This window comes from Nocardioides eburneiflavus, from assembly GCF_004785795.1.
Taxonomy (GTDB): Bacteria; Actinomycetota; Actinomycetes; order Propionibacteriales; family Nocardioidaceae; genus Nocardioides; species Nocardioides eburneiflavus.
On record NZ_SRRO01000001.1, the window covers coordinates 1,592,847 to 1,610,323 of the forward strand.

Below are 17,477 nucleotides of genomic sequence, written 5' to 3' on the forward strand. Positions count from 1 at the left end.
AATCCCGTCAGCTCCACCACGCGACGGAGAACCCGCAGGTCGCCCTGACCTGCGGGTTCGTTGCACGTCCCGCCTCGGTCGGCGTGGGGGAGCAGACGCGTCCTACCGCCCCGCGAGCAGCATCTCCTGGCGGCCGGCGACCTTGACCCGCAGGCGCTGGGTGGCGTGCCCGAGGGAGATCTCGTGGGCGTCGAGGCGCTCCCAGTGCTCGAAGGTCGTGTGGTCGACGCCGCGGTCGCTCAGGTGGGCCTCGACGGCCTGCGGTTCGCGCTGGGGCGCGGTGGGGGTGGTGTCGGCGAGGAGGTGGGTGACGGTCTCGGCGGCGTCGCTCTTGGTGTGGCCGATCAGGCCGACCGGCCCGCGCTTGATCCAGCCGGTGACGTAGAGGCCGGGGACGGGCTCCCCAGCGAGGTCGAGCACCCGGCCGCCCACGTTCGGGATCACCGCCGCGGTGTCGTCGAACGGCAGTCCCGGGAGCGGGGTGCTGCGGTACCCGATGGCCCGGTAGACCGCCTGCACGTCCCAGACGGTCTCTTCCCCTGTGCCGGCGACGGTGCCGTCGCCGACCAGCCGGGTGCGTTCGGTGCGCAGCGCCTGCACGCGGCCCTGACCCTCGATCGCGACGGGCTGCTCGAGGAAGTGCAGGTGGATCCGGTGCGGCTTGCCGGTGGGCTCGCGTCCGACCCAGTTCGCCAGGGTGTCGAGGACCATCTTGGCCTGCTTGTTGCGGCCGATGTGCTCCATGCTCGACTGGTCGACCTCGAACCCCTCGGGGTGCACGACCACGTCGACGTTGGGCGAGTGCGCGAGCTCGCGCAGCTCGAGCGGGGAGAACTTCACGTACGCCGGGCCGCGGCGCGCGAAGACGTGCACGTCGGTGGCCCGGTTCGCCCGCAGGCCTTCGTGGACGTGCGCCGGGATGTCGGTGGTGAGCATCTCGTCGGCGGTCTTGGCGAGGACCCGGGCGACGTCGAGCGCGACGTTCCCCGCGCCGAGCACGGCCACGCTCGAGGCGGTAAGCGGCCACGAGCGCGGGACGTCGGGGTGCGCGTCGTACCAGGACACGAAGTCGGCGGCACCGAAGGAGCCCGGCAGGTCCTCGCCCGCGATGCCGAGCGGCCGGTCGGCCATCGCGCCGGTGGCGATCACGACGGCGTCGTAGTAGCTGCGCAGCTCCTCGAGCTTGATGTCGGCGCCGAGGTCGACGTTGCCCAGGAGTCGGACCCGGGGGTCGGCGAGGACGCGCTGCAGGGCCTTCACGATCTCCTTGATCCGCGGATGGTCGGGCGCCACGCCGTAGCGCACGAGCCCGAAGGGAGCCGGGAGCCGCTCCAGGATGTCGACGGACACGCCCGGGTCGGACTTCACCAGGTGGTCAGCCGTGTAGATGCCGGCCGGCCCACCGCCGACGACTGCAACGCGAAGAGTCATGACGACGAGTCTGCGAGACGCGTCCGACATGCGGAACGAGGACGTGGTTGTGCTGTCACAAGGTAGCCTTGTGGCTCATGCTGGGTTCGCACGTGCCTGACCTGCGGGCGCTCGAGCTGCTGGTGGTCGTCGCCAGCACGGGCAGCCTGTCCGCCGCCGCCGCCGAGCTGGGCATCACCCAGCAGGCCGCGTCGTCGCGGATCCGTACGGCCGAGACGCTGGTCGGCGCCCCGCTGCTGACCCGCACCCGACGGGGCTCGGCACTGACCCAGACCGGCGACCTCGTGGTCCACTGGGCGACCCGTGTCGTCGATGCCGCCGAACAGCTCGACGCGGGCATCGCCGCACTGCGCCAGGACCGCCGCGCCCAGCTCAGGATCGCGGCCAGCCTGACCGTCGCCGAGTACCTCCTGCCCGGCTGGCTGGTCGCGTTCCGCGCCCACCAGGCGACCATCGGTCTCGCGCTGACCGAGTTCACGATGACAGCCACCAACAGCGAGCGGGTCGTCGAGCTCGTGGCGTCGGAGGCAGCGGACCTCGGCTTCGTCGAGGGGCCGGAGCCGCCCAGCGGGCTGCGTCACCGGCTGATCGGCGTCGACGAGCTCGTCGTCGTGGTCGGGCCGAGCCACCCCTGGGCCCAGCGTTCCAGCCGACGGGTGACGGCAGCGACGCTCGCGTCCACGCCGATGGTCGTCCGGGAGGCGGGCTCCGGCACCCGCACCGTGCTCGAACGCGCCCTGCGTGACCTCCCCGTCTCGCCGCCCGCCCTGGAGCTGGCCAGCACCGCTGCGGTGCGGGCAGCCGTGGCAGCTGGCGCCGGACCAGCCGCGCTGAGCGAGTACGCGGTCCGCGACGACATCGCCAGCGGCCGCCTGACCCCCATCAGCGTCACCGGCCTCGACCTGTCTCGACGGTTGCACGCCGTCTGGACACGCGGCGCGAACCCGCCGGCCGGCCCCGCACGTGACCTGGTGCAGTGGGCGGTCGCCCAGGCCCACTCCGTCCGCGGGCGTCCTTAACCGTCTCGTCGTGGGACGGCGGATGCACGCACCGCTGGCCGTGGGCTAACCTGAACGCCGTTCACCTGAACACCGTTCAGTACGCCGATCGAAGGACGCCCCAGTGAGAAATGTGGTCATGACCTCCCAGGCACGCGGCACCCGCGACCTCCCGTTCATCGCTGTCTTCGCAGGAGTGATCGCCGCCCTGGGACTCTTCCCGGCGATCTCGGCGTTCGGCGGCGCCGTGCCGATCACCGCCCAGTCCCTGGGCGTCATGCTCGCCGGCGCGATCCTCGGACCCCGTCGCGGTGCGCTGGCGGTCGTGGTGTTCCTCGCACTGGTGGCGATCGGCCTGCCGCTGCTGGCGGGCGGCCGTGGCGGGCTCGGCGTCTTCGCCGGCCCGTCCGTCGGCTACCTGGTCGGGTGGCCCGTCGCGGCCTACGCGGTGGGCGCCGTCACGTACGCCGTCGGCGCGCCCTACCGGATCGGCTGGGGCGTGCTGGCCAACGTGCTCGGCGGTGTGCTCCTCCTCCACGTCCTGGGCATCATCGGCCTGGTGCTGCGGGCCGACCTCTCGGTGGAGGGCGCCGTCCTCGCCGACCTCGTGTTCGTGCCCGGCGACGTCGTCAAGGCCGTCATCGGTGCGCTCGTGGCGCGTGGGGTGCACGCGGCCTACCCGGCCCTGCTCCCGCGCGGCCGGGTCCCCGCCGCGCGGCGTCGAGAAGCTGATGTCGCCGGCTGAGCCGGTCGACCTGTTGGCGGCGGCCGACCCGCTGGCCGCCCTCGCTGCGGCCGCACCCGACGACCTCCTCGCGTTCCGTACGGCGGGCACGGGCGGACGCCCCCGGACCGTGCTGCGCACGCGCCGGTCCTGGCTGGAGTCCTACCCGCACGTGTCCGGGCTGCTGGGAATCTCCGGCGCGAGCAGGGTCTGGGTGCCGGGCCCGCTGACCGCCTCGATGAACCTCTTCGCCGCGTCCCACGCCCAGTGGGCGGGAGCGGCGCTGGTCCCGGAGCCCGACGGGGCCACCCACGCCTGCCTCACGCCGTCGTCGCTGCGCACGCTGCTCGCCCGGCAGCCGCGCGCCCTGTCGGGGGTGCACGTGGTGGTGGCCGGCGATCGCCTGACCCCCTCGCTGCGCGACGCAGCGGCGGCGGCCGGGGCTCGGGTGAGCCACTACTACGGGGCGGCCGAGCTCTCGTTCGTCGCGTGGGGCGAGCACGCCGATGACCTGCGGCCGTTCCCCGGCGTCGAGGTCGCCGCCCGCGCCGGTGAGCTGTGGGTGCGTTCGCCCTACGTGTGCGAGGCGTACGCCGAGCCGCAGCACCTGCTCCGGCGTGACGCCGACGGCTGGACGACCGTCGGCGACCGCGGAGCCGTCGAGGACGACGGTCGAGTGACCGTGCACGGTCGCGCCGGGGGCGTCACCACCGCCGGTGCGACGGTCCTCGAGGCCGACATCGAGCATGCGCTGCAGCAGGCGGCGGCGGGGGAGGTGGTGGTGGTCGGCGTCCCGCACCCGGACCTCGGGCAGGTGGTCGCGGCCGTCGTCACCGACGCCGACGACGTCGACCGGCTGCGGGAGGTGGGCCGCCGGGTCCTGGCCGCGCCGCAGCAGCCGCGGCGCTGGTTCCACCTGGAGTCGCTGCCGTTGACCGGCAGTGGCAAGGTGGACCGGGCCGCGGTCGTGCGGGCGGTGTCGCGGGATGGCGGGAACCCATGGGAGTAGACGGTTCGGCGGTGGTCGTCGCGGTGGCCCGTACGCCGATCGGCACGGCCGGCCACGCCCTCGCCGGGCTCAGTGTGGAGCAGCTCGCAGCACCGGTCCTGGGGTCTGTCATCGATCGCGCCGGCCTCGACCCGCACGACGTGGACGAGGTCGTGCTGGGCAACTGCCTGGGCCCCGGCGGCAACGTCGCCCGGGTCTCGGCGCTCGCCGCCGGACTCCCCAGCTCGGTCCCGGCGCTCACGGTGGACCGCCAGTGCGCGAGCGGTCTCGCCGCCGTCGGCCTCGCCGCCCACCTCGTCCGTGGCGGGGCGAGCGCCGTGCTCGCCGGCGGTGCCGAGTCGGCCAGCACGGCGCCGTGGAGGTCCTGGCCACCGGAGGACGGAGGTGAGCCGGTGCGCTACGAGCGTGCCCCGTTCGCCCCTGCGCCAGCGGACGTGGACATGGGGCTGGCCAACGACCTGCTGGCCGAGGAGGCCGGAGTGACCCGCGAGCGGCAGGACGCGTACGCCGCCCGCTCGCACCGCCAGGCCGCGGCCGCCCGGGACGCCGGCGTCTTCGACCGCGAGGTGGTGCCGGTGGGCGGGCTGACGCGCGACGAGCGACCGCGCGCCGGCCTCACCGTCGAGCGGCTCTCGCGGTTCCCCGCCGCCTTCCGGCCCGAGGGCACGGTGACCGCGGGGAACTCGTGCGGGGTCAGCGACGGTGCCGCCGCCGTGGCGGTGGTCAGCGCAGAGATGAGCCAACGGCTGGGCCTGCCCGGGCTGCGGGTGCTGTCCAGCGCCACCGTCGGTGTCGACCCCACGCGCCCGGGGCGCGGGCTGGTCCCCGCCGTCCGGCTCGCGCTCGAGCGGGCCGGCGCGCCGCTGGACCGGATCGACGTCGTGGAGCTCAACGAGGCGTTCGCCGGGCAGGTGCTGGCGTGCTGCGACGAGCTCGACCTCGACCCGGACCGGGTGTGCGTCGAGGGCGGCGCGCTCGCCCTCGGTCACCCGTGGGGTGCCTCGGGTGCGGTGCTCGTGGTCCGGCTGTTCTCCCAGCTGGTCGCGCAGGGAGCGGGGGGCCTGGGCCTGGCCGCCATCGCCGCCGGCGGTGGGCAGGGCGTCGCAATGGTGGTGGAGTCGTGCTGATCGAGGTCACCGGCGTCTCGCACGTCTACCCGGGCCGGGAGACCCCGGCCCTCCGCGAGGTCGACGTCCGCCTCGAGGAGCACCGCATCGGCGTCGTCGGGGCCAACGGCTCGGGCAAGTCAACCTTCGCGCGGCTCCTCAACGGCCTCGTCCTCCCCTCCAGCGGCACGGTGGTCGTGGGCGGATGGGACACCGCACGTGACGGCCGCGAGGTACGCCGCCGGGTGGGCTTCTGCTTCACCGACCCCGACTCCCAGATCGTGATGCCCACCGTCGCCGAGGACGTCGCGTTCGGGCTCCGGCGTCGCGGGATGTCCAAGGGCGAGGCGGCGGCGCGGGTGCGGGACGTGCTGGCGGACTACGGCCTCGGTGCGTACGCCGACCACGCCGCCCACCAGCTCTCCGGCGGCCAGAAGCAGCTCCTCGCCCTGGCCTCCGTCCTCGCCACCGCGCCCGACCTCCTCGTGATGGACGAGCCGACCACGCTGCTCGACCTGCGCAACAGCCGGATGGTCGCCGACACCGTCGCCCACCTGCCCCAGCAGGTCGTCCTGGTGACCCACCACCTCGACCTGCTCACGGACTTCGACCGTGTCCTGGTCTTCGACGAGACCCGTCTCGTGCACGACGGCCCGCCGCAGGAGTCGGTCAAGATCTACCGGGAGCTGATGGCATGACCGCGACGGTCGGGACGCTCGGGCTCTACCTCCCGGGGACCTCGCCGCTGCACCGGCTGCCCGCCGGCGCCAAGCTCGGCGCCCTGGCCGCTGCCGGCGCCGGCTCGGTCTGGGTCGACACACCCGCCCAGACCGCGGCGGCGCTCGTGACCGTCCTGGCCCTCCACCCCCTCGGCAGGGTCCCGGCACGCGTGGTCACCGACATGCTGCGGCCCCTGCTGTGGATGCTCGTCCCGCTCTCGGTCTTCCAGCTCCTCGTCATCGGGTGGGCCCGCACCACCGTCCTCGTCGGCGTCATCCTCGCCCTGGTCCTGCTGGCCAACCTCGTCACGCTGACCACCCGCACCACCGACCTCGTCGACGTCGTCGTCACCCTGTGCCGGCCCCTGCGCGTCGTCGGCGTCGACCCCGTCCGGGTGGGCCTGCTGCTCAGCCTCGCCATCCGCTGCGTACCGCTGGTCATCGAGCTCGCCGCAGAGGTGCGCGACGCCCAGCGCGCCCGCGGCCTGGAGTCCAGCCCCCGCGCTCTCGTCGTGCCCCTGCTCGTCCGCACCCTGCGTCGCGCCGACGAGCTGGGCGAAGCCCTCGTGGCCCGCGGCGCAGCCGACTGACCGGCAGGCCCCGTCGGGCGAGCTCAGGCGAAGTGTCGCCACTCGCCCTCGGAGACGACCTCGACCCGGTCGCCGTCGACCAGCACGGCGGACTGCTCGTCGAGGGCGTACGCCGGGTTGCCCAGGCCGGCCGCCCACTCCTCGGCGGCCGCCATGGTGTTGGTGGGGAACAGCCCGACGTGCGGGAAGATCGAGAAGTCGACGACGCCGAGCGTGCGGTCGCCGTCCTGGGGACGCCACTCGACGAAGAGCTCACCGATGCGAGGCGTCATCACCATGCTGCCGGCGCTGACGCCGACCCACGCGGTGTCGGCCAGGGAGGGGAGCAGGTCCACCAGGCCGGACGACCGCACCCAGTGCGCCAGGAAGGTCGCCTCGCCGCCGTCGACGAGGAGCACGTCCGCGTCCCTGACCCACGGCTCCCACCGCTCGCGCGCCATCATGGGAAGCGCGGTGAGCTCCAGCAGCCCGACCGACCTCCAGCCGAGCCCGGTCATCGTCGCGGGCGAGCCGTCCGTGACGAAGCGGCGCACCGACTCCGGGCCGCACATCGGGTGACCCCACTGCGCGGTCGGGATGCACAGGGCGGTCGCCTCCTCGATCGGCTTGCCGAGCAGGTCGACGAGTGCCGCGCGGATGCTGTCGTTGGTCACGCCGCCGGAGGTGAGCAGGAGCTTCATGCCCGGCATCGTCGCAGAGGTCCCGGCAGGTCTAGGTTCTCCCCGTGACCGAGTACCAGCGGATCCTCGTGGTCAGCACGCAGGCCGACCCGGCCGAGGTGCAGCGCGTGCGGGCGCGCATCGGGTCGTCGGCGGTCGTGCTCACCGCGCCGACCGCCGAGGGCAAGCGCATCGTCCAGGGCCTGCGCCACGACGCGCACCCCGAGACGGAGCTGGCCCCCGTACGGTTCCCCGACGTCGACCGCGGGCACCGCCTCGACGAGGTCGTACGCCGCCACGCCGTCGCCGACCGCTACCGCGACGTCGTGGTGGTGGCCGACCCGGCCACGATCACCCTCCTGCTGCGGGTCCTCGCCCCCGACCAGCTCCCGGCGTCGGGCCCGGTCACCGAGGTCGGGCTCCCGCGCGGCCCGCGTCCCGTCGCGCTCGCCCCGGCGGCCATCGGCGGCGCCGGGATCGCCGTCGGCGCCCTCGCGCTCAGCTCCGTCGTGCCGCTGTGGGTGCTGCCGGTGCTCGGCGCGCTCGTCGGCCTGGTCCTCCTGGTCGTCCCCGGCCAGCGCCACCTGGGCCGCACCGTGCTGGTCGCCGCCGGGGCCTCCGTCGTCGTCGGGCTGCTCGTGATCGCCGGCTCGGACCGGTTCCCCGGCGCCTGGTGAGAAGCCTGGTGAGGCGCCTGGTAAGGCGCCTGGTGAGGCGGGGCCGGGCTCAGCCGCTGCCCGGCGGTGCGAGCGCGGGGGTGCGCCGCAGCACGACCACCATCGCGCACACGGCGAGCAGCAGCGCCGAGGCCAGCGCCACCACGCCTGGCCAGCCGGCACGGCTCCATGCGGCGCTGCCGAGCCAGCCGTTGACCGACGCGCCGACGTAGTAGGCGAACGCGTAGAACGCCGCGGCCTGGGCCGTGCCGACGCCCGCGAGGTGGGCCCGGGAGGTGACCCAGCCGCTGGCGACACCGTGGACGCAGAAGAACCCGACCGTGAGCGCGGCCATCCCGAGCACGATCACCGGCAGCGCGCTGGCGAGGGTCAGCCAGGCGCCGGCCAGTGCGAGCGCGCACCCGGCCGGGATCGTCGCGCGGCGGCCGATGCGGTCGGCGACCCGGCCGGACGCCGCCGAGCTCACGGACCCCAGGGCGTAGACGAGGTAGACGAGGCTGATCGTGCCGACCGGCAGGTCGTAGGGCGCCGCGCTGAGCCGGAAGCCGAGGCCGTTGAAGACCGCGACCATGGTGCCGATGCCGCAGGCCCCGAGGACGTACAGCGCCACCAGCGCCCGGTCGGAGACGGCGTCCCGCGCGCCGGCGAGGACGGCACGGGCGCCCGCGGGCCGGCGTACGAAGTGTCGTGAGGCGGGCAGCAGCCAGGCCACCAGCGCGGCGCAGGCCAGCGCGAACAGTGCCGCGGCGGCCAGGCCCCAGCGCCACCCTGCGACGCCGGCGATCGGTGCCGTCACCACTCGCCCGGCCATCCCGCCGAGGGCGGTCCCGGCGATGTAGAGCCCGAAGGCGCGTCCGTGCGCCGACGGGTGCAGCTCCTCGCGGAGGTACGCCGTGGCGACCGCAGGCAGGCCGGCGAGGGTGACGCCCTGCACCATCCGCAGACCGAGCAGCGTCTCCCACGTGGGCGCCAGCGCGCACGCGACGCCCACGACGGCGGCCGACCAGAGGGCGGCATGGATGAGAGGGGTGCGGCCCACCCGCTCCGACAACGGCCCCACGACCAGGAGGGCCACCGCGAGCGTGGCGGTCGTCAGCGACAGCGCGAGGGTCGCGCGGGCCGGCGTCAGGGCGTACGCCTCGACCAGCTCGGGCAGCAGCGCCTGCACGTCGTAGAGCAGGACGAAGGTCGCCATCCCTGCCGCGAACACCGCCGCCAAGACACGGCGGTAGCCCGCGCTGCCCGGACGGTACGCCGAGGTGGCGGCGTCCGTGCGCAGGTCGGTCCGGTCGGTGGTGGTCACCCGGTCGATGGTGCGCCTCGCGCGGCCATGCGTCCAATGTCGCGCGGGCGTGCAAGTCATGCGCCACGCGTATGATCGCGCTCGTGATGGTCCGCGACCTGGCGTGGCTGGTGCAGCTCGGCGAGACCGGGCACGTCACCGGCGCCGCAGCCGCGCTCGGCACCAGCCAGCCGACGCTGTCGCGGGCGCTGGCACGCCTCGAGGACGACCTCGGCGTGCGGATCTTCGAGCGGACCCCGACGGGCGTCGAGGTCACCCCGGACGGCCAGCTCGTGCTCGACGCGGCACGCGACCTCGTGGCCCGTCACGACCAGCTGCGGGCCGACCTCGCCAACCGCCTCGACCCCGACGCCGGTCTGGTGCGGCTGGCCTTCCTCGACTCGATGGCCACCACCCTGGTGCCGCGGCTGCTGCGCGCCTTCCACGCCGACGCGCCGGGGGTGAAGGTCGTGCTGAGCCAGGAGCCGGCCCACCACATCCGGCGCGACCTCGACCGCGGCGCCGTCGAGCTCGGGCTCACGATGGAGCGCGCCCCCGACCTGGGCTGGCTGCCGGTCCAGCGGGAGCGGCTCGTCGTGGTGGTCCCGCCGACGCACCGGCTCCGCCGCCGGACCCGGGTCGACCTGGCCGAGCTGGCCGACGACGAGCTCGTGACGACGCCGCCGGGATTCGGCCACAGCGCACTCGTGCGGGCGCTGCTGGACGAGGCCGGCGTCAGCCCACCGGTCTCCTTCGAGAGCGCCGACCTCGCCACCATCGAGGGGCTGGTCGCCGCGGGCCTCGGCGTCGCGATCGTGCCCGAGGCGTTCGCGGGGCTCTCGGGGTCGGTCGGGCTCGCGCTCGCGTCGCCGTCGGCGACCCGGACCATCGGGCTCACCTGGCGCCCCGAGAGACCGCTCGCGCCACCGGCGGCGCGGTTCGTGGAGTTCGTACGCGGCCGGGCGTGGGCCGACTGAGCGCCGGCCTCAGTCGATCAGCGTGGTGGATCAGCCCTTGCGGGGGCCGAACAGCAGGCGGCGCTTGGCGTTGCGCGGCTGCGGGACCACCGGCGCGGGCGGGGCGGGCCACCACTCGAGGCTCGGGTAGCCGGCGCGGTTGAAGCCCTCCCGGTAGACGAAGTTGTCCCCGCACGAGCACACCCAGCGCTCGCCGACCTCGTGCCCCTCGAGGGTGGGTGCACCCTCGGTCTGCAGGCACACGTGGATCATCGTGGAGTCCATCGCAACGCTCCCTCCCGTGGCGTCGACCCCGGTGGCCCGGGGTTGATCCATCGTCGCCGTCCGCTACACGAAAGAGAATGCGCGACTGCCCAACTGCGGTTGATCTTGATGGAACCTCGGTTGTTCCTGCCGGGTTCGACCGGGCGGGTCTGGTCCGGCTCAGATCCAGCGCTGGAACCAGATGCGGGCGTCCCACTCGGCCTTGGTCAGCAGCTCGTCGGTCCAGATCGGCCAGAACCAGGCGAAGGCGATGAGGGCCAGCACCGTGTAGCTGCCGGCGACCACCACCCCGAACGTACGCCGGGGTGTCGGCACGTCGGAGGAGCCGATCAGGTGACCCATCGCCAGCACGACCGACAGCACGACGAACGGCAGGCAGGTGATCGCGTAGAAGAGGAAGATCGGCCGGTCGTCGAAGGCGAACCACGGCAGCCAGGTGCTCGCCAGCCCGACGACCGCGACGCCGTGGCGCCAGTCGCGGGCGCCGATCCACAGCAGCACCGAGGCGAACATCGCCAGGCACCCGCCCCACCAGATGACCGGGTTGCCGATCAGCAGGATCTGGCGGATGCAGCTCGACCCGGACGGCGCCGCACAGCCCTGCGAGCCGGGCTGGATGTCGGTCTGGGCGTCGACCCCGACGGGTCGGCCCATCACCAGCCACGTCGACGGCTTCGACTGGTAGATGTGGGTGGAGTCGTCGAGGAAGTGGCTGTGGAAGGTGTAGACGTCCTGGTGGTAGGACCACAGCGACCGCAGTGACTGGGTGACCTCGCCGAGTCCCTCGGCGTCGGGCTCGCTCGCCGTCGGCCAGGGGTCGCCGCCGCCGTGGGAGGTGTACTGCGTGTTGCTGAAGGCCTCCTCGTAGGCCTCGGCGTGCATCAGCCAGCCGGTCCAGGACGCGACGTACGTCGCGAGGGCGACGCCGACGAGCGCGACGAAGGCGGGGACACCGTCGAGGAGGACCGAGCGCAGCAGCGGGCGGCGCTCGCCGAAGGCGCGACGCGCGCCGGCGCTCCACAGCCAGGCGAGCAGCCCGAAGGCGGCGAGGGTGTACGCGCCGGACCACTTGGTGCCGCACGCGAGGCCGAACGCCACACCGCCGACCAGCAGCCACGGTCGCCACCAGGAGAGCCAGCGGCTGCAGGCCCGCTCCGAGGCCAGCCGGTCGCGCAGCCACTGCCGGTCGGCCACCACGCAGTGCACGCCGCAGAGCAGGAAGAACGCGAGGAAGATGTCGAGCAGGGCAAGCCGCGACAGCACGAGCTGGAGGCCGTCGATCGAGAGCAGCAGGCCGGCGACGAGGCCAAGGACGGTCGAGCCGGTGACCCGCCGGACGAAGCGGCACATCACGAGCACCATGAGGGCGCCGACGACGGCCGAGGCGGTGCGCCAGCCCGCCGGGTCCATCCCGAAGACCTCGATGCCGCTGGCGATCACCCACTTGCCGACCTCGGGGTGCACGACCATCGACGGGGTGTCCGCGAACAGGCCCGTCAGGTTGCCGTTGAGGATCGTCTTGTCGGCGTCCTCGACGTAGGTGCGGACGTAGCCGTGGTGGAGCAGCGACCAGGCGTCCTTGGCGTAGTAGGTCTCGTCGAAGGAGAACTGGTGCGGGGTGCCGATGTGCCGGCGACGCAGGAAGAAGGCCAGGCCCGCGAGGGCGATCGCGCCCAGCCAGCCGGGCACCGGGTCCTCCGACCGCCAGCGCGGGCGATTCCGCTCGGCGGCTGTCGGGGTCACGCCGGAACTGTAACCAGAGCCGCCCGCACGTCCGGGGCGCGCCGCGGGTGTCCGCGCAGGCGGGACGGACCTTGACGTGACGGCGGTCACGGTCGAGACTCGTCGAACCTGATTCAGACATACGAACTGTGTTCGGCATGTCGTTCACGAGAGGTCGCCATGTCCCGCGTCACCGTCGTGCTCCTGCTCGTCGCCTCCTTGCTCTCGTCGTCCCTCGCCCTCGCACTCCCCACCAGCGGGGCGGCCGCGGCGGAGGAGCGTACGTGGGTGGTGGACGCGGTCGACGAGCCCACGAGCAACCGCTGGGACTCCGTCGACACCGGCACGTCGGTCGTGACGATCGCCGTCGGCGACACCGTCGAGTGGCAGTTCGACCGGGCCACCCAGGGCCATGACCTGACCTCCCTGGCGCCCACCGACCCGTGGGAGAGCGTGTGGGACGAGCCGCTCGCCGAGTACCGCGAGCCCGGCGGGGAGCCGGTGCGGCGCACCTTCACCCGCCCGGGCACCTACCGCTACACCTGCTCCCTGCACGGCACCGTCATGACCGGCACCGTCGTGGTCGTCGACCCCGGCGGCAACTCGGCCCCGACGGCGGCGCCGGTCGTCACCCCCACCGAGGTGGGGGTCGGGGAGGCCGTGCACGCGACCGCCGACGCCACGGACCCCGACGGCGACGTGGTCGCGGTGTCGTGGGACTTCGGCGCCGGCGGCCCGGCGGCCCACACCGACCACGCCATGCACGCCTGGGCCGCACCCGGGACGTACGTCGTCCGCCTGCGAGTCAGTGACGGCCGCGGCGGGCTGCACGAGGACGACTTCGCGATCACCGTCACCGGCGAGGCCGAGCCCGGCGAGCCGGAGCCGCCGGTCGACGACGGCGCGCTGCCCGCGATCGACGCGAGGGTGGCTCCGGCGACGGGCGTGGCGCCCCTGTCGGTCCGCTTCTCGACGCAGGTCACCACGACCGGCAGCGTGGTGCCGTTCGCCGAGGCGCAGGAGCAGGACGCCGACCTCGACGGCACCGCGGTGCTGGTGCGCAGACGGGACGAGACCTACACCTCGCTCCTCGTCACCGGCGCGCGACCCGGAGCCGCGCACCCCGTGCACGTGCACGAGAAGCCGTGCGCCGTGGAGCGGGGCGGGTCCCACTTCCGGTTCGACACCACGCAGGGATTCGCCGAGCCCAACGAGATCTGGCCGGCCTTCACCGCCGACGCCGCCGGCTCCAGCGGGCTGGTCGAGGTGACCAAGCCGATGCGCGCCGGGCCGCTCGCGGTGTCGGTGGTGGTCCACGACCCGACCAACCCGGCGCTGCGCATCGGCTGCGCCGACCTCGCGCCCGGCACGGCGGACCTGGCCTACAGCTGGAGCTTCGGGGACGGGAGCACCGGGACCGGTGCCGACCCCGACCACACGTACGCCGCTCCCGGCACCTACACGGCCACGGTCACCGTGTCGCGCGGCTCGGGCGCGCACGCCGGCCACGGGTCCGTCGCCGACAGCGTGCAGGTCGTCGTCGGCGGCACCGCCACCCCGCCAGCCACGCAGCCACCCGCGACGGTCGCGGACACGACCCCGCCGCGGATCTCGAGGATCGGCCCGCGGCGCGCGGTCCGCACCGCACGGCCGACGGTCCGCGCGCGCGTGCTCGACAGCGCCTCCGGCATCCGCAGGAAGGCGGTCGTGCTCCGCCTCGACGGCCGCCGCGTCCCGGGCCTGTCGTACGACGCCCGGCGCGGCCTCGTGCGGTGGCGCCCGGCGCGAGCGCTCGCACCCGGCCGCCACGTCGTACGCCTGGTCGTCCGCGACGCGGCGGGCAACCGGGCCGCACGGACCTGGCGGTTCCGGGTGCGGCGCTGAGCTGACCCGGTCAGGCCCGGTCAGGCTCGGATCAGACCCCGATCGAGGCCCAGTCACCCCAGATCGCGAAGGTCAGGCCGCGGCTGGCCTGGATGTTGACGAACAGGGTGTGGCCGTCCGGGCTGAACGTCGACCCCGCGAACTCGTCACCCTCGCGCCCGGCCATCGCGTTGCGGGCGATGGAGAAGAGGTCGCCGTCGGTGGTCAGCCCGCGCAGGAAGTTGCCCTGGTCGTGGTCCTCGCACAGCACGAGCGTGCCCCGCGGGCTGGTCGTGACGTTGTCGGGGAAGTCGAGCACATCGCGGCTCTCGGACTGGAAGACGCAGCGCAGGGTCTGGCTGCGGGTGTCGTAGCCCCAGACCTGCCCGAAGCCACGGCCGTAGCCGTTCGCGTTGTCCGGACCGGTCATCGCCGGCCCCCCGCCCTGGGTCGCGGTGAAGTAGACGACGCCGTCGTCGAACACCTGGCCCTCGCAGCGCGAGAAGTGCGCGGCCCCCCTGGCCCGCCCCTGGTCGCCGACGAAGTTGAGCGCGGTGTCGTTGCTCGTCGGCGCCGGCTCGCCCGGGGTGTGGTCGAACTCGAAGTCCGGCTCGTCGATGTCGACCCACTCGACGTCGTGGACGGTCGTGGTGTCCTGGTGCGCCTCGAGGTGGGCCTGCGGGCGGCCCCTGACCGCGAGCATCTGCAGCTGGCCGTTGTGGTCGAGGTTGCGGTGCCGGTCGCGCCGCGCGCGCGGGACGTAGCGGTAGAAGCCCGACGGGAAGGCGAAGTTGTCCTCGGTGAGGTAGAGGATCCCCTCGTCCGGGTCGTACGACACCGCCTCGTGCGCGAACCTGCCCGCCTTGCGGAGCGGTCGCGCGTCGGCGAGCCCGCCCGCCGGCACCTCGAAGACGTAGCCGTGCCGCTTCTGCAACGGCACGTTGGACGCGCCGGTGAAGTCGGGCCCGACGTCGGGACCGTTGACGGTCTCCTCGCAGGTCACCCAGGCGCCCCACGGCATCTGGCCGCCGCTGCAGTTCATCATCGTGCCGCTCAGGCTGGTGTAGGCGTCCTGCACCTCGCTGAACCTCGTCACCTGGATCGTGGTCGTCCCGCCGCCGCCCCGCTTGTCGTACGGCTTGGTGGGGCCGAACGCCGGCTGGGGGTTGTTGACCTCGTGGTTGCGCACGAGCAGCACCGACCCGCCCGGGCCCGCGAAGGCGCCCATGCCGTCGTGCCGGCCGGGGAGACGGGTGCCGTCGCGCAGCGTCACCGGCGTGCTGGTGTCGTGGAAGGAGCGGTAGGAGAAGCCCGCCGGCAGGTCGAGGCGGACGACGCCGTCCCGGGAGTCCGGAACAGGCACGAGCGTGCCGACGGCGGCGCCGGCGAGGGCCCCGGTGCGAGAGAGGGCCGCGGCGTTGGCGAAGCCGGCGAACGGGCCGGCGACGAGGGCGCCTCCCAGGGCTCCCTTGATGGCGGTGCGACGGTTGAGCTGCATGGTGGCGGGACCTCCGACAAGTAGAGGGACGGGATCTCGTCACGCTAGGCCTGTGGGCGCGGTGGCGGAACCCCGCTGGGGAGCATCTACGGTGAACCTCATGGAAGGCGTCCTGGTCCTCGCGGGCACCCCGATCGGGCAGGCCGGCGACGCACCGCCCCGGCTGGCCGCCGAGCTCGCCGGCGCCGACGTGGTCGCCGCCGAGGACACCCGCCGCCTCAAGCGGCTCTGTGCCGACCTCGACGTCACCCTCGCCGGGCGCGTCGTCTCCTACTTCGAGGGGAACGAGCAAGCGCGTACGCCCGTCCTGCTCGAGGCCCTGCTCGCCGGTGACCGCGTCGTCCTGGTGACCGACGCCGGGATGCCGAGCGTGTCCGACCCGGGCTACCGGCTCGTGGCCGCGGCCGTCGAGCACGACGTACGCGTCACGGCCGTCCCCGGACCCAGCGCCGTGCTCACCGCGCTCGCCGTGAGCGGCCTGCCCGTCGACCGCTTCTGCTTCGAGGGCTTCCTGCCGCGCAAGGCGGGGGAGCGCGGTCGCCGGCTCGCCGCCCTGGCCGCCGAGGAGCGCACGATGGTGTTCTTCGAGGCGCCGCACCGCACCGAGGCCGCCCTCGAGGCGATGGCCGAGGCCCTCGGCGACGACCGCCGGGCAGCCGTGTGCCGCGAGCTGACCAAGACCCACGAGGAGGTCCGCCGCGGCCCGCTGGCCGAGCTCGTCGCGTGGGCCGCGGACGGCGTGCGCGGCGAGGTGACCATCGTGGTCGAGGGGGCCAGCGGCGGCCCCGCCGTCGACAGCGACCCCGGCTCACTGCGTACGGCCGTCGCCGACCTCGAGGCCTCCGGCTCGACCCGCAAGGAGGCCATCGCCGAGGTCGCCCGGCGCGCCGGCCTGCCCAAGAGAGAGGTGTACGACGTTGTCCACCGCTGACCAGACCGCTGACCGGGGCCCCGGGCCCACCCGCTCCCGTGCGGCCACCGAGGAGAAGACCGGCGCCCGCCGGGACCGCGAGCGCCCCCCGGCGCCCGAGCCCCTGCCGCACCCGGTGGTCGACAACCACTGCCACCTCGACATCGCCGACGGCGACTGGGTCTCCACCGCGGACGCCATCGCGGCCGCCGCTGCCGTGGGGGTGCCGCGCATCGTGCAGATCGGGTGCGACCTGCCCGGCGCCCGGTGGGCCGTCGCCGCGGCCGCCGAGCACCACGCGCTCGTCGCAGGGGTCGCGCTGCACCCCAACGAGGCGCCGCGGCTCGCCGAGGCCGGCCGCCTGGACGAGGCCCTCGCCGAGATCGAGCAGCTCGCCGCGGCCCACGACAAGGTGCGTGCGGTCGGCGAGACGGGCCTCGACCGCTTCCGCCACGCACAGAGCGGCACGGGCGACGCGGGCTGGGCCGCGCAGGAGGAGAGCTTCCGCCGCCACATCGACCTCGCCAAGCGCCTCGGCAGGACGCTCGTCATCCACGACCGGGACGCCCACGACGACGTGCTGCGGATCGTCGACGAGGAGGGGGCGCCGGAGCGCTGGGTGATGCATTGCTTCTCCGGGGACGACACCTTCGCGCGGCAGTGCCTCGACCGCGGCGCGTACCTGAGCTTCGCCGGGACCGTGACCTTCACGAACGCCGCTCACCTGCGCAACGCCCTCGCCGTCACGCCCCGCGACCGCGTGCTCGTCGAGACGGACGCGCCGTTCCTGACCCCGGTGCCCTACCGCGGGCGCCCCAACGCCTCCTACCTCGTCCCGCACACCGTGCGGGCCATGGCCGAGGTGCTGCAGGCCGACCTCGGGGAGCTCTGCCGGGCCGTCGACGCCAACACCGAGGCCGCCTTCGGGGGCCCTTGGTAGGCGCCCGGCAGGCGCCCGGTGACCCTCGCCGTGAGCGGTGACACGCACCATTTTCTCCGGTTCGAGTTTGCGTCAGGGGCGATCGTCGTTATCGTCTTGTGATTGTTG

Annotated in this window: 17 protein-coding genes; 11 read left to right on the forward strand and 6 right to left on the reverse strand. The window is 74.1% G+C overall.

The features are described from left to right. Positions 1–102 precede the first annotated feature (102 nt). The gene (locus EXE59_RS07485; protein WP_246056590.1) at positions 103–1,431 is read right to left on the reverse strand and encodes an FAD-dependent oxidoreductase; all 1,329 of its coding nucleotides are present in this window, start codon (positions 1,429–1,431) and stop codon (positions 103–105) included. 77 nt (positions 1,432–1,508) lie between these two features. On the opposite strand from EXE59_RS07485, the gene EXE59_RS07490 reads away from it, so the two are divergent. From EXE59_RS07490 to EXE59_RS07515, 6 genes are all read left to right on the forward strand, one after another. Beyond that, positions 1,509–2,450: a LysR family transcriptional regulator gene (locus EXE59_RS07490; protein ID WP_135838345.1), complete on the forward strand. Its 942-nt coding sequence runs from the start codon at positions 1,509–1,511 to the stop codon at positions 2,448–2,450. Positions 2,451–2,568: 118 nt separating this feature from the next. After that, complete coding sequence (locus EXE59_RS07495) at positions 2,569–3,174, forward strand: biotin transporter BioY (protein WP_135838346.1); 606 nt, start codon at positions 2,569–2,571, stop codon at positions 3,172–3,174. Further along, positions 3,161–4,162 (forward strand): AMP-binding enzyme, encoded by a 1,002-nt coding sequence (locus EXE59_RS07500; protein WP_135838347.1) that lies wholly within the window; start codon positions 3,161–3,163, stop codon positions 4,160–4,162. Before EXE59_RS07495 ends, EXE59_RS07500 begins: the two co-directional genes overlap by 14 nt. Before the next feature lie 11 nt (positions 4,163–4,173). Beyond that, complete coding sequence (locus EXE59_RS07505; RefSeq protein ID WP_246056592.1) at positions 4,174–5,289, forward strand: thiolase family protein; 1,116 nt, start codon at positions 4,174–4,176, stop codon at positions 5,287–5,289. Next, on the forward strand, positions 5,283–5,966 hold the full coding sequence (locus EXE59_RS07510) for an energy-coupling factor ABC transporter ATP-binding protein (protein WP_342777198.1): 684 nt from the start codon (positions 5,283–5,285) through the stop codon (positions 5,964–5,966). The genes EXE59_RS07505 and EXE59_RS07510 overlap by 7 nt, the downstream gene beginning before the upstream one ends. Beyond that, the gene (locus EXE59_RS07515; protein WP_135838349.1) at positions 5,963–6,577 is read left to right on the forward strand and encodes an energy-coupling factor transporter transmembrane component T family protein; all 615 of its coding nucleotides are present in this window, start codon (positions 5,963–5,965) and stop codon (positions 6,575–6,577) included. Before EXE59_RS07510 ends, EXE59_RS07515 begins: the two co-directional genes overlap by 4 nt. A gap of 23 nt (positions 6,578–6,600) precedes the next feature. Here EXE59_RS07515 and EXE59_RS07520 read toward each other — a convergent pair whose 3' ends face one another. Next, a complete protein-coding gene (locus EXE59_RS07520) occupies positions 6,601–7,257 on the reverse strand; it encodes a Type 1 glutamine amidotransferase-like domain-containing protein (protein WP_135838350.1) in 657 nt (218 codons plus the stop codon). Positions 7,258–7,301: 44 nt separating this feature from the next. Here EXE59_RS07520 and EXE59_RS07525 point away from each other — a divergent pair, with 44 nt between their 5' ends. After that, the gene (locus tag EXE59_RS07525) at positions 7,302–7,913 is read left to right on the forward strand and encodes a hypothetical protein (protein ID WP_135838351.1); all 612 of its coding nucleotides are present in this window, start codon (positions 7,302–7,304) and stop codon (positions 7,911–7,913) included. Between the two features lie 49 nt (positions 7,914–7,962). On the opposite strand, the gene EXE59_RS07530 is transcribed toward EXE59_RS07525, so the two are convergent. Further along, positions 7,963–9,216 (reverse strand): MFS transporter, encoded by a 1,254-nt coding sequence (locus tag EXE59_RS07530; protein WP_246056593.1) that lies wholly within the window; start codon positions 9,214–9,216, stop codon positions 7,963–7,965. Positions 9,217–9,302: 86 nt separating this feature from the next. On the opposite strand from EXE59_RS07530, the gene EXE59_RS07535 reads away from it, so the two are divergent. Further along, positions 9,303–10,172 (forward strand): LysR family transcriptional regulator, encoded by an 870-nt coding sequence (locus EXE59_RS07535; RefSeq protein ID WP_246057050.1) that lies wholly within the window; start codon positions 9,303–9,305, stop codon positions 10,170–10,172. Between the two features lie 30 nt (positions 10,173–10,202). Here the strand turns inward: EXE59_RS07535 and EXE59_RS07540 are convergent, their stop codons facing one another. Beyond that, the gene (locus tag EXE59_RS07540; protein WP_135838354.1) at positions 10,203–10,436 is read right to left on the reverse strand and encodes a hypothetical protein; all 234 of its coding nucleotides are present in this window, start codon (positions 10,434–10,436) and stop codon (positions 10,203–10,205) included. Between the two features lie 159 nt (positions 10,437–10,595). Further along, positions 10,596–12,179, reverse strand: a complete 1,584-nt coding sequence (locus tag EXE59_RS07545) for a dolichyl-phosphate-mannose--protein mannosyltransferase (protein ID WP_246056595.1) — start codon at positions 12,177–12,179, stop codon at positions 10,596–10,598. A gap of 159 nt (positions 12,180–12,338) precedes the next feature. Between EXE59_RS07545 and EXE59_RS07550 the strand changes: the two genes are divergently transcribed. Then, positions 12,339–14,042 (forward strand): PKD domain-containing protein, encoded by a 1,704-nt coding sequence (locus EXE59_RS07550; RefSeq protein ID WP_135838356.1) that lies wholly within the window; start codon positions 12,339–12,341, stop codon positions 14,040–14,042. Positions 14,043–14,073: 31 nt separating this feature from the next. On the opposite strand, the gene EXE59_RS07555 is transcribed toward EXE59_RS07550, so the two are convergent. Continuing rightward, positions 14,074–15,519, reverse strand: a complete 1,446-nt coding sequence (locus EXE59_RS07555; protein WP_135838357.1) for a PhoX family protein — start codon at positions 15,517–15,519, stop codon at positions 14,074–14,076. Between the two features lie 100 nt (positions 15,520–15,619). Between EXE59_RS07555 and rsmI the strand changes: the two genes are divergently transcribed. Next, positions 15,620–16,450, forward strand: coding sequence for a 16S rRNA (cytidine(1402)-2'-O)-methyltransferase (rsmI, locus tag EXE59_RS07560; protein ID WP_135838358.1), 831 nt, complete (start codon positions 15,620–15,622; stop codon positions 16,448–16,450). Beyond that, positions 16,437–17,369, forward strand: a complete 933-nt coding sequence (locus tag EXE59_RS07565; protein ID WP_135838359.1) for a TatD family hydrolase — start codon at positions 16,437–16,439, stop codon at positions 17,367–17,369. The genes rsmI and EXE59_RS07565 overlap by 14 nt, the downstream gene beginning before the upstream one ends. The last annotated feature ends 108 nt before the right edge of the window (positions 17,370–17,477 follow it).

What these genes read in the sequence shown, in the direction of transcription:
- EXE59_RS07485 (WP_246056590.1), bottom strand. Translation starts at nt 1,431, where the DNA reads ATGACTCTTCGCGTTGCAGTCGTCGGCGGTGGGCCGGCCGGCATCTAC.
- EXE59_RS07540 (WP_135838354.1), bottom strand. Translation starts at nt 10,436, where the DNA reads ATGGACTCCACGATGATCCACGTGTGCCTGCAGACCGAGGGTGCACCC.
- rsmI (WP_135838358.1), top strand. Translation starts at nt 15,620, where the DNA reads ATGGAAGGCGTCCTGGTCCTCGCGGGCACCCCGATCGGGCAGGCCGGC.
- EXE59_RS07555 (WP_135838357.1), bottom strand. Translation starts at nt 15,519, where the DNA reads ATGCAGCTCAACCGTCGCACCGCCATCAAGGGAGCCCTGGGAGGCGCC.
- EXE59_RS07550 (WP_135838356.1), top strand. Translation starts at nt 12,339, where the DNA reads ATGTCCCGCGTCACCGTCGTGCTCCTGCTCGTCGCCTCCTTGCTCTCG.
- EXE59_RS07495 (WP_135838346.1), top strand. Translation starts at nt 2,569, where the DNA reads ATGACCTCCCAGGCACGCGGCACCCGCGACCTCCCGTTCATCGCTGTC.
- EXE59_RS07520 (WP_135838350.1), bottom strand. Translation starts at nt 7,257, where the DNA reads ATGAAGCTCCTGCTCACCTCCGGCGGCGTGACCAACGACAGCATCCGC.
- EXE59_RS07500 (WP_135838347.1), top strand. Translation starts at nt 3,161, where the DNA reads ATGTCGCCGGCTGAGCCGGTCGACCTGTTGGCGGCGGCCGACCCGCTG.
- EXE59_RS07515 (WP_135838349.1), top strand. Translation starts at nt 5,963, where the DNA reads ATGACCGCGACGGTCGGGACGCTCGGGCTCTACCTCCCGGGGACCTCG.
- EXE59_RS07535 (WP_246057050.1), top strand. Translation starts at nt 9,303, where the DNA reads ATGGTCCGCGACCTGGCGTGGCTGGTGCAGCTCGGCGAGACCGGGCAC.
- EXE59_RS07490 (WP_135838345.1), top strand. Translation starts at nt 1,509, where the DNA reads ATGCTGGGTTCGCACGTGCCTGACCTGCGGGCGCTCGAGCTGCTGGTG.